Below are 11101 nucleotides of genomic sequence, written 5' to 3'. Positions count from 1 at the left end.
CAAGGTCCGGCTGTCCCCGAATCCCGTCCCTGTGGCGGGATTCGTCGTTTCTGGCTGCCGCAACCGCTCTGGCCCGTGCCTTTGCCCTGAATCAATACCGCTGGGCGGCTGGCATTTCAGGCGATACGCTTGATTGATCTCGGTCAGTTCCCACCCCGCAACGCCCCTCTACTCTTGCGCCTTCCATCGCGGCCAGGGACGGCTCAGCCGGAGCCACCTGCCATACCGCCATCACTCACGGAAGAGTCTGCATTATGCGATCACTGAAGATCATCCTGCTGTCCACCGCCTTCAACGGCCTGACCCAACGCGCCTGGCTCGACCTGCGCCAGGCCGGCCACCGCCCCAGCGTGGTGCTGTTCACCAGCGAAGAAGAGGTCTGCCGGCAGATCGAAGAAGCCGAGGCCGACCTGGTGATCTGCCCCTTCCTCAAGGACCGTGTTCCGCAGCAACTGTGGAGCCACCCCAAACGTCCGGTGGTGATCATTCACCCGGGAATTGTCGGCGACCGTGGCGCCAGCGCCCTGGACTGGGCCATCAGCAAGGAACTCAAGCGTTGGGGCGTGACCGCCCTGCAGGCCGTCGAAGAAATGGATGCCGGGCCAATCTGGTCGACCCATGAATTCAACCTGCCCAGCGGGCTGCGCAAATCCGAGCTGTACAACGGCCTGGTGAGCGACGCCGCCATCCACTGCATCCGCGACGTGGTGGAAAAATTCCGCAACGGTTTCAACCCTGAGCCCCTGGACTACGACAACCCCTCGGTGCTCGGCCGTCTGCAACCGAACATGAAGCAGTGCGACCGCACCTTCAGCTGGCACGACAGCGCGCAGTTCATCAAGCGCAGCATCGACGCCGCCGACGGCCAGCCCGGCGTCCTGGCCAGCCTCGCCGGCGGCCAGTACTACGTCTACGACGCCCACCTGGACTCACGCACCGGCATGCCCGGGCAACTGCTGGCGGTGCACGACGATGCGGTGCTGGTGGCCTGCGGCGATCACAGTCTGTGGATCGGCTACCTGCGCCTCAAGCCCCAGCCCGGCGAGGAAACCTTCAAACGCCCCGCCCGCCACGTACTCGGCGAACGCCTGGCCGACGTGCCGGTGCTCGACTGGTCAGTGTCCAGCAGCCCGTTCAGCACCGAAGCCTACCAACCGATCCGCTACCGCGAGTCCGGCCGGGTCGGCGAGCTGACCTTCGAGTTCTACAACGGCGCCATGAGCACCGAGCAATGCCAGCGCCTGGTCAGCGCCCTGCGCTGGGCCAAGGCCCGGGACACCCAGGTGCTGCTGGTACGTGGCGGTCGCGGCGCCTTCAGCAACGGCGTACACCTGAATGTGATCCAGGCCGCCCCGGAGCCGGGCCTTGAAGCCTGGGCCAATATCCAGGCCATCGACGACGTCTGCCTGGAGCTGCTCACCGCCCGCCAACTGGTGGTCAGCGGCCTGACCGGCAATGCCGGCGCCGGCGGCCTGATGCTGGCCCTGGCCGCGGACGTGGTTCTGGCCCGCGCCGACACCGTGTACAACCCGCACTACAAGAGCATGGGCCTGTACGGCTCCGAATACTGGACCTACAGCCTGCCTCGCGCCGTCGGCCAACCCATGGCCAAGCAGTTGACTGAAGCCTGTCTGCCCATCAGCGCGCTCCAGGCCCTGCAGATGGGCATGATCCAGGAAATCGGCCCACGCTGCCCGGACGAATTCGGCCTGTGGCTGCTGCAACGAGCCAACGGCCTGCTCAACGACCCGCGCTACCAGCACCTGCGCCAGCGCAAGCTGGATGCCGACCCACAGCTGATGCAGCACTGCCGCAATGCCGAGCTGGAGGAAATGCACATGGACATGGTGCAAAACCGCAAGGGCTTCGCCGAGAAGTGCAGCAACTTCGTCTACAAGCGCAAGACCTGCTGCACGCCAGAGCGGCTGATCGAAGCCTGGGCCAAACCCCAGGACATCGCCCTGGTAGGCTGATTCACGGCCTGAGCGACAGGCTTTAAAAGCACCGCCAGGCCACGTACCATTCGCCGCCTTTTGTTGCCGCCCCCAGGGGCGGCAATTCTTTGCAAGGAGGCGATCATGCAAGACATTCCAGGCCACGCCACATGGCGCAGCATCGAAGCACAAACCCTTGGATGGTCCAGCGATCGGATCTTTCACATCGTCGACGAACAAGGCCAACACCTGCTCTTGCGCACCAACGACTCATCCCAGTACGTCAACAAACGCGACGAGTTCCAGTGGACCCAGCATCTGGCGGCAAAGGGCATCGCCATGTCCCAGCCCTTGGACTTCGGCCTGTTTGATTCAGGACGCCAGGTTTACTCGCTGTTGTCGTGGATCGAAGGCAAGGATGGCGCGCAATGGGTGGCCGAGCAGCCCGCCGTGGCCTGTTATGAGCTTGGCCTGCAAGCCGGTCAAATACTCCAGCAGATCCACAGCGTTGCTGCGCCTGAAGGCACTGAAAACGCCGAACAGCAGATGCGTGCCATCTACCGTAAAAAGCTCGAACAGTACCGGAGCTGCGGCCACAAGGTGGCCCATGAGCAAGACTTCCTGCAGTTTCTCGAGCAGCACTTTCATCTGCTGGCGGACACGCCGCTGGTGTTTCTCCACGGTGACTATCACCTGAACAACATGATCGTGGGCGCCGATGACCAATTGTCGATCATCGACTTCAACCGCTGCCGTTTCGGAGATCCAGCGCGGGACTTCAACAGGCTGGCGCTGTTTTCCTGCAACCTCAGCAGCGACTTCGCCCGCGGGCAGATCGACGGCTACTGCGCAGGTCATGCCGACCCTGTCTTTCTCACCCGCATGGCGTTCTACGCCGCGTTCGATACCTTCTTCAGCGTGCTCTGGGCCATGGATTTCGGCGAGCAGGAAGTTCAGGCCACCCTGCAACGCACGCAAAAAGTCTGGGAGGACTTCGCCGGTTTTTCCAGGCATGTGCCGCGCTGGTATGGCGAATGAACGCTTTGGGCTGCGCCCTGTAAGCCGCCGGCAAAGCGATCACGGCTGCAACAGCAGCGCCACCAGCGCCGTCCAGCCAGTCTGGTGGCTAGCCCCCAATCCGCGACCGGTTTCACCATGGAAGTACTCATGGAACAGCACCAGCTCGCGGTCCTCGGCCTCCACCTGCAATTGTGGGTAGCCGCTCATCGATGGCCGATGCCCCTGCGCATCCCGCAAAAACAAACGGGTCAGGCGCTGGCTCAAGCCGTCGGCCACCTCCTTCAGGGACGCCAGGTATCCAGAACCTTGCGGATACTCCACCGAGAAGTTGACGTCGTAGTAACGATGAAATTCACGAAGGGACTCGATGAGCATGTAGTTGATCGGCATCCACAACGGCCCGCGCCAGTTGGAGTTGCCGCCGTACAGCCGTGAATCGGACTCCGCCGGCTCATAGCGGGCGCACAACTGCTTGCCGTCCACCTGCATGGCGAAGGGCTGCTCGAAGGCCTTGGACAGGGAGCGGATACCGAAGTCCGAGAGGAACTCGCTTTCATCGAGCATGCGCTTGAGCAGGTCCTTGGTGCGCTCACCCCGCAACAGCGCCAAGAGCATGCGGTTGCCCTTGCCCGGCTCGTACCATCGCGACACCAGGCTCGCCAGGTCCGGACGATGATGCAAAAAGCCCAGCAAACGTTGAGCCAGTCCCGGCAGGTTCTCGTGCTCGTGCTGCTCCAGCACCTGCACCGCGAACAGCGGCATCAGGCCGACAATGGAGCGCAGGCGCAGGGGTTCGTTGTGGCCGTCGGGCCGGTGCAGCACGTCGTAGAAAAACCGGTCCTGTTCGTCCCACAGCCCTTCGGCGCTTTCATCCACCCGGTTGATGGCCCCGGCGATATAGAGGAAGTGCTCGAAGAACTTCACCGCGATGTCCACGTACACGTCATTGCGCTTGGCCAGTTCCAGGGCGATGCGCATCAGGTCCAGGGCATAGGCCGCGACCCAGGCCGTACCGTCGGCCTGGTCCAGGGCAAAACCTTCCGGCAACGGCGCGGAACGGTCGAACAAGGCGATATTGTCCAGGCCGAGAAAGCCGCCCTGGAACAGGTTGCGACCCTCGGCGTCCTTGCGGTTGACCCACCAGGAAAAGTTCAGCAGCAACTTGTGGAAAATGCGTTCGAGAAAATCCAGGTCACCCACGCCAGACAGGGACTTTTCCTGCTGATAGACCCGCCAGCAGGCCCAGGCGTGTACTGGCGGATTGGCGTCGTCGAAGCGCCACTCGTAGGCCGGCAACTGACCGTTGGGGTGCATGAAGCGGTCTTTCACCAACAGCAATAACTGCTGCTTGGCAAAGCCGGGATCGATCAGGGCAAAGGCTACCGCCTGGAAACCCAGGTCCCAGGAGGCATACCAGGGGTATTCCCAGGTATCGGGCATGGAAACGATGTCGCAATTGGATAGATGGCGCCAATGGGTATTGCGCAGGTGCTCGCGCTCCGTCGGCGGTGCCGGCTGCCCGGGATCGCCATTGAGCCACTGGTTGACGTCGAAGTAATACAGCTGCTTGGACCACAACAGCCCGGCCAGGGCCTGACGCTGCACGTTGCGCGCGTCGCTACTGGCGATGCCCTGCTGCAACGCCGCGTAGAACTCATCGGCCTCGCGCCGACGCTGTTCAAACACGTGGCGAGCACTGACCTGCTCACTGCCCGCCGGGGCGAACCGCAGGAACAGACTCTTGCTCTCGCCGCCCGCCAGTTCCAGGACAAAATGCGCCGCCACCCGGGTGCCGCCATCGAAGGCCACCGCACTGGCTTGCCCACCCACCAGATAGTCGTTGATGCCGTCCTTGAACGGCCCCGGCGCCGCCAGCCCGTCCAGCTTGGGGAAGTTGCTGTCGTTGTTGCAGAACAGCCACTGGCAAGGCTCTGCGCCCCAGGCGGTGATCTGCCGCTCGGGCAGTTGCCCGTGCCGCGCCAGCACCCTGTCGCCCTCCAGGCGCAGGCTCGGTCGAGGAGCGTCGCCACCCCAGCTCCAGGTGTTGCGCGCCCAGACCTGGGGCAGCACCCGCAGCCGCGCCGGCTGGTGGAAACGGTTGTGCACGGTGATGAGCATGAAAATGTCATCGGCCCTGTGCTTGGCATATTCCACCGTCACATCAAAGTAGCGATTGTCCTCGAAAACCCCGGTATCGAGGATCTCGTACTCGGCATCATTGAGACCGCGCCGGGCATTTTCCTCCACCAGATCGGCATAGGGAAAGGCCGCCTGGGGGTACTTGTAGAGCATGCGCATATAGGCATGGCTGGGCACGCCATCGAGGTAGAAATACAGTTCCTTGACGTCCTCGCCGTGATTGCCTTCGGCGTTGTTCAGGCCGAACAGACGCTCCTTGAGAATGCTGTCGCGCTCATTCCACAGCGCCAGCCCCAGGCACCAGTGCTGGGCCTTGTCGGAGAAGCCGGCCAGGCCGTCCTCGCCCCAGCGATAGGCACGGCTGCGGGCGTGCTCATGGGGAAAATAGTTCCAGGCATCGCCGTTGGCGCTGTAGTCCTCACGCACCGTGCCCCACTGCCGTTCACTCAGGTAAGGCCCCCACTGGCGCCAGTGCTCGGCATCGCTGCCCTGCAGGCGCTGGCCTTCCAAGGTGTCGAGAATGCTCGCAGGGGTACTTGCCGTCATGGAGGGAGTCCTTGGCCATGGAGGTGAGTTGCAGTGTAGGAGCGACCCGCCCCGCCGGTTCATGACATATGTTTCATGGTGCGCAGCGCTAACACCGGTTAAACCGCAGCAAAAGCTCGTTCCAGAGCCATTGCCGCTAAATTTTCGGCGCCGGGCTCGTTATAATCGGCAACCCTTTTATGGCAATGCGGATTCGATGATGTTCAGTTGCAAAGCGTTTTTCCCAGGCTTGTTGCTCGCTACCCTGGCGTTCTCGGCCCAGGCCGAAGGCCTGGACCTGAGCTACCCAGAGCCACCGCTGGCAGCGGCCAATGCCGCAGCGCCAGCGCCTGAAAGCGCTACGCCGGCATTCAAGTTGCAGTTCAAGCCCGAGGTGAAATTCGAGCACCGCTGCAGCGGCCAATGCACCTACGAAACCAATATCGACCAGTTGCACGAGCGCGAAACCCGCCACAGTTCAAGCATCGACTTCGACTGAGACCTGGCCTTGAACCTGTGGCGCTTGATCCACAGCTCGCGCTCCCAAGTGCTACAGCAAACTCAGAAAGCCCTGACCTGCTGCTCGATGCCCAATCCCCTGCCGATGTGCAGCACGAAGTGGCCGCCTAGCGCATCCACGCCGTCACCCAACTGCTGGAAAACATCGGCGCCCATCCGGACCTCCCCGGTGATGCCGTGGTGCTGCAAGAGCGGATACCGATCTGCGCCATTGCGCTGCGCGATGGCTGCGATGTGCTGGGCCGCCGCTACGGGCACAACGTCCTGGAACCCGTAGGGATCGGCTGGCCGGCGAAGAGGCCCTCAAGCCTTGTGCAACGCTTGCGGCCGCCTTCGCGGGCAAGCCAGCTCCCACACAACATCCCGCACCGCGCAAGATTCCATAGGCGCCGGATTGCCGGCGAAGAGGTCCTCCGGCCTTGTGCAAACCTTGCGGCCGCCTTCGCGGGCAAGCTCGCTCCTACACAAGGTTCCGGCATCGCGCGGGATGCGGTGGGACGCAGTGAACCAAGCCGGGGGCAGGACGCTGCAGTGCTCACAAAAACGCAACACCAGGCTGCGTCCTTTGTGATGGTTGGGCTAGGGTGGAAGCGATACAGTCGGGCCATCAGCAACCCGACTGACGCCCGACACAAGGATGCGTTCGATGACTGATTTGCACGATCTATCCACCACCCAGCTGCTGGCGCAATTCGCCAGCCGCACCCTCTCGCCACTGGACTATTACGAGCATCTGCTGGCCCATATCGAGCGCTGGGAGCCGCATATCCGTGCGCTCTACGCCTTCGATCCGGAGCAGGTGCGTCAGCAGGCCCGGGCCGCCACCGAGCGCTGGAACAAGGGCGCCCCCAACGGCCCGCTGGACGGGATTCCAGTGACGATCAAGGAACTGATCGCCACCCAAGGCACGCCGATTCCGCTGGGCAGCGCGGCCACCACGCTGAAGCCGGCGTTGCAGGACGCTCCACCCGCCGCGCGGATGCGTGAAGCCGGGGCGATCATCCTGGCCAAGACCACGGTGCCGGATTTCGGCATGTTGTCTTCGGGGCTGTCGAGCTTCCACGGCATTACCCGCAACCCCTGGAACACCGCCTGCAATACCGGCGGCTCCAGTTCCGGTGCCGCGGCCGCAGCGGCCGCCGGTTATGGACCGCTGCACATCGGCACCGACATCGGCGGCTCGGTGCGCCTGCCGGCCGCCTGGTGCGGGCTGGTGGGGTTCAAGCCGACCCTGGGGCGGATTCCCATCGACCCCTACTACACCGGACGCTGCGCCGGGCCCATGACCCGCAGCGTCGAGGATACCGTGCTGCTGATGCGCCACCTGGCCAGGCCCGATGCCCGGGACGCCACCAGCCTGCCGCCCTTGACCTGCGACTGGAGCGACGAGCCGGTGTCGGTCAACGGCTTGAAAATCGGCCTGATGCTGGAACCCGGCGCGGGGCTGCAACCGGAAGGTTTTGTCTGCGCAGCGGTGGAACAGGCTGCGCGGCTGTTCGAGAGCCACGGCGCCCAGGTCCGCACCCTGGCACCGATCATGGACCGCGCGCAACTGGACGGTCTGGACCGCTTCTGGCGCGCCCGACAATGGGCAGAACTCTCGGCCCTGGGCACCGAGCAGTTCGCCAAGGTGCTGCCCTATATCCGCGACTGGGCAGCACCCGGCGCCGACCTGTCCGGGGTCGAGGCGGTGCTGGGCTTCAACCAGACCTTCGAGATGCGTCGCCGCGCCGCCCAGGTGTTCAGCGAGTTCGACCTGGTGTTGTCGCCCACCAATCAGATCAACCATTTTCCCGCCCATTGGCCGTCGCCGAGCAACGACCCGCAGCAACCGTTCGAGCACATCGTCTTCACCCTGCCCTGGAACATGGGCGAACAACCGGCGCTGTCGATCAACTGCGGTTTCGCCGCCGATGGCCTGCCCATCGGCCTGCAGATGATCGCCCCGCGCTTTGCCGATCAATGGCTGCTGCAAGTGGCCAAGACCTATGAGAGCTGGCGCGGAGCAATCCACAGCTGGCCAAATCCGCCGTCCCACTGACACACCGAAACTGCCACCTTCACCCCAGCCCCGGGCCTTGCCGCCCGGGGCCTGGGCAACCTATGAATAAAAATTCGAGGGGCCAGTATGCACAGTCACGATTCCACCCACTCCCAGCACCACGATCCTGAAGCACCGAATGTCCCGGGGGGCAAGCGCAGCGTGTTCGCGGTGATCCTCGGCAATGCCGTGGAGTTCTTCGATTTCGGGGTCTACGCCACCTTTGCGGTGATGATCGGCCACACCTTCTTTCCCTCCGACAGCGCCTTTGTCAGCCTGATGCTGTCGGTCACCGCCTTCGGCGTGGGTTTTATCGTGCGGCCTCTGGGGGCAGTGCTGATCGGCGCCTACGCCGACCGCGTCGGCCGCAAGCCGGCGATGCTCCTGACCCTGGTGATGATGGCCGTGGGCACCGGCAGCATCGCCATCCTGCCCAGCTACGAAAGCATCGGCATCGCCGCACCGATCCTGTTGGTGCTCACCCGGCTGATCCAGGGCCTGGCCTGGGGTGGCGAGGCCGGCCCCGCCACCACCTACATCCTCGAAGCCGCGCCACCCCACAAGCGCGGCACCTACGCCTGCTGGCAGGTAGTGGCCCAGGGCGTGGCCGCCATGGCCGCCGGCACCGTGGGCTACACCCTGACCCAGGTGCTGTCCCCCGAGGACCTCAACAGCTGGGGCTGGCGCGTGCCTTTCGTGTTCGGCCTCTTGGTGCTGCCGATCGGCATCTACATCCGCCGCAACCTGGCGGAAACCTTCCATGGCCAGGGCGAAGAAGCCAGCACCGGCAGCCTGGTGCGCCAGGTGTTCGGCGAGCATCGCCGGGCCCTGGTGCTGGGGCTGCTGATTCTCTCCGGCAGCACCATCACCCAGTACTTCATCAACTACATGACCACCTTCGCCCTCACCGAACTGAAACTGCCCACCAGCATCTCCATGCTCTCGACCCTGGTGGCCGGTGCGGCGATGGCGGTGTGTGCGATCGCCGGCGGCATGCTCTGCGACCGCTTCGGCCGCCGCACCATCCTCATGGCGCCACGGGTGGTGCTGTTGCTGGTGCTGTTCCCGGCCTTGCAACTGATGACCGAGCACCCCAGCCCGACGACCTTCCTGCTGACCCTGGCGGTACTCTCCGGGCTGCACGGCATGAGCGGCGCGGCGCTGATCGTGCTGCTGGTGGAGAGCTTCCCCAAGGCGGTGCGCTCCACCGGTTTCTCCATCGTCTACGCCTTTGGCGTGGCGGCCTTCGGCGGTACGGCGCAGATCATCATCACCTGGCTGATCGGCACCACCGGCAACCCGATGTCGCCGGTGGGCTACCTGCTGGTGGCCAACCTGGTGTGCCTGACCGCCGCCTGGTTCGCCAAGGAAACCCGCCCGCAAACACCCGGGCGCAGCACCCCCGGCCAACGGCTCGCAGAAGCCCGCGCCCGCTGAGCATTCGCCTCACTGCCCAAGACCCTTTTCCGGCACCGCGTCTTTCTCTACCCTGCCGGCCGCCCATGAGCGCGGTCGGGCGGTGGTTCGACGCCTTTGATTTGTGGGGAAGCGACATGAAACAGCTCGTACTTTGCCTCCTGGCCATGAGCGCCAGCAGCCCCCTGCTGGCCCAGGACAACCCGCGCCCAAGCCAGCAGGCCCAGGCCCCGGGCTTTATCGAAAGCAGCAGCCTGGACCTCAACCTGCGCCATTACTACTCCAACCAGCACACCCAACGCGACACCTACCTGACGATCAAGAAACCCGACGGCAGCCAGCGCACCCGGGTGCGGGAAACCTGGGTACAGACCGGCATGCTCAAGTACAGCTCCGGCTATACCCAGGGGCTGATCGGCATTGGTGTGGACGCCGGCCTGTTCAGCGCGGTGAACCTGGAGCGCGGCCACGGCCGGGTGGCCAATGGCGGCGACCGGGTGCTGGTGGACAGCGACGGTGACGCCCTGCCCACCTGGAGCCGCCTGGGCACCGGCGACGTACGCCTGCGGCTGTCCAACACCGAGCTCAAGGCCGGGCGCCTGATGACCGACAACCCGGTGCTGCGCTACAAGGACAACCGCGCCCTGCCCTCGAGCTTCCAGGGCGTGGGCCTGTACAGCAACGAAACCGACTGGCTGTCGCTGCAGGCCGGCAGTTTCGACCGGGCCATCCCGCGCACCGGCACCGGTAGCGAACGCCTGACCACCACCTTCGGCAACCGCGCCTACAGCGGTGAGCGCATCAGCTACCTGGGAGCGACGGTAAAGCCCGGCCCGGGTCTGGAAGGCAGCCTCTACGCTTCGCGCTTCGAGAACATGTGGGACCAGTACTACCTGGGCCTGACCCACCGCGCCGGGGACAAAAGCCGGCTGGCGCTGAAGACCGCGTTCAACTACTACCACACACGGGACCAGGGCCAGCAGCGCCTGGGCTACATCGACAACGACGCCCTGAGCCTGGCCGTCACCGGCAGCCACCTGGCCCACAGCCTGACCCTGGCCTGGCAGCAGGTGTTCGGCGACGAGTATTTCGACTATGTGTGGGAGTCCACCGGCAACTACATGGCCAACTCCCTGTACTCGGACTACAACGGCCCCAATGAAAAGTCCTGGCAGTTGCGCTACGACCTGGATTTCGCCGCCTACGGCGTGCCGGGGTTGAGCGCCAGCCTGTGGCACGCCAAGGGCTGGGGCATCGACGGCACCCACTACGACGGCGACCGCAATGGCCGCAACCGCGGCTACAACGTGCGCGGTCTGGACGATGCCAAGCACAACGAGAATGGCCTGATGCTGGCCTATGTGGTGCAGTCCGGACGGCTCAAGGATGCGGTGCTGCGCACCATCGTCTACAACCACCGCGCCAGCGGCGGGCAGATCGATGGCAGCTACGACGAATTCCGCCTGGTGGGGAATTTCCCGTTCAACCTGTTCTGACCCCATCACCC

The 11101-nt window shown here is 64.3% G+C and carries 7 protein-coding genes; 6 read left to right on the top strand and 1 reads right to left on the bottom strand.

The features are described from left to right. Positions 1 to 254 precede the first annotated feature (254 nt). Positions 255 to 1973, top strand: coding sequence for a hydrogenase maturation protein (locus tag BLX41_RS17725; protein ID WP_123725933.1), 1719 nt, complete (start codon positions 255 to 257; stop codon positions 1971 to 1973). Between the two features lie 105 nt (positions 1974 to 2078). Continuing rightward, positions 2079 to 2972 (top strand): aminoglycoside phosphotransferase family protein, encoded by an 894-nt coding sequence (locus tag BLX41_RS17720; protein WP_123725932.1) that lies wholly within the window; start codon positions 2079 to 2081, stop codon positions 2970 to 2972. A gap of 39 nt (positions 2973 to 3011) precedes the next feature. On the opposite strand, the gene BLX41_RS17715 is transcribed toward BLX41_RS17720, so the two are convergent. Continuing rightward, a complete protein-coding gene (locus tag BLX41_RS17715) occupies positions 3012 to 5639 on the bottom strand; it encodes an MGH1-like glycoside hydrolase domain-containing protein (protein WP_123725931.1) in 2628 nt (875 codons plus the stop codon). Between the two features lie 199 nt (positions 5640 to 5838). On the opposite strand from BLX41_RS17715, the gene BLX41_RS17710 reads away from it, so the two are divergent. From BLX41_RS17710 to BLX41_RS17690, 4 genes are all read left to right on the top strand, one after another. Then, a complete protein-coding gene (locus BLX41_RS17710) occupies positions 5839 to 6117 on the top strand; it encodes a hypothetical protein (protein WP_259744988.1) in 279 nt (92 codons plus the stop codon). Positions 6118 to 6783: 666 nt separating this feature from the next. Continuing rightward, the gene (locus tag BLX41_RS17700) at positions 6784 to 8178 is read left to right on the top strand and encodes an amidase (RefSeq protein ID WP_123725929.1); all 1395 of its coding nucleotides are present in this window, start codon (positions 6784 to 6786) and stop codon (positions 8176 to 8178) included. A gap of 87 nt (positions 8179 to 8265) precedes the next feature. Then, on the top strand, positions 8266 to 9615 hold the full coding sequence (locus BLX41_RS17695) for a citrate-proton symporter (RefSeq protein ID WP_123725928.1): 1350 nt from the start codon (positions 8266 to 8268) through the stop codon (positions 9613 to 9615). A gap of 116 nt (positions 9616 to 9731) precedes the next feature. Next, complete coding sequence (locus tag BLX41_RS17690) at positions 9732 to 11090, top strand: OprD family outer membrane porin (RefSeq protein WP_123725927.1); 1359 nt, start codon at positions 9732 to 9734, stop codon at positions 11088 to 11090. Positions 11091 to 11101: the final 11 nt, after the last annotated feature.

Source organism: Pseudomonas protegens (genome assembly GCF_003732485.1).
GTDB lineage: Bacteria > Pseudomonadota > Gammaproteobacteria > Pseudomonadales > Pseudomonadaceae > Aquipseudomonas > Aquipseudomonas protegens_B.
Note: the sequence above shows the minus strand (reverse complement) of the source record. Positions and strands in the feature narration are given on the sequence as shown.

What these genes read in the sequence shown, in the direction of transcription:
- BLX41_RS17695 (WP_123725928.1), top strand. Translation starts at nt 8,266, where the DNA reads ATGCACAGTCACGATTCCACCCACTCCCAGCACCACGATCCTGAAGCA.
- BLX41_RS17700 (WP_123725929.1), top strand. Translation starts at nt 6,784, where the DNA reads ATGACTGATTTGCACGATCTATCCACCACCCAGCTGCTGGCGCAATTC.
- BLX41_RS17690 (WP_123725927.1), top strand. Translation starts at nt 9,732, where the DNA reads ATGAAACAGCTCGTACTTTGCCTCCTGGCCATGAGCGCCAGCAGCCCC.
- BLX41_RS17710 (WP_259744988.1), top strand. Translation starts at nt 5,839, where the DNA reads ATGTTCAGTTGCAAAGCGTTTTTCCCAGGCTTGTTGCTCGCTACCCTG.
- BLX41_RS17725 (WP_123725933.1), top strand. Translation starts at nt 255, where the DNA reads ATGCGATCACTGAAGATCATCCTGCTGTCCACCGCCTTCAACGGCCTG.
- BLX41_RS17715 (WP_123725931.1), bottom strand. Translation starts at nt 5,639, where the DNA reads ATGACGGCAAGTACCCCTGCGAGCATTCTCGACACCTTGGAAGGCCAG.
- BLX41_RS17720 (WP_123725932.1), top strand. Translation starts at nt 2,079, where the DNA reads ATGCAAGACATTCCAGGCCACGCCACATGGCGCAGCATCGAAGCACAA.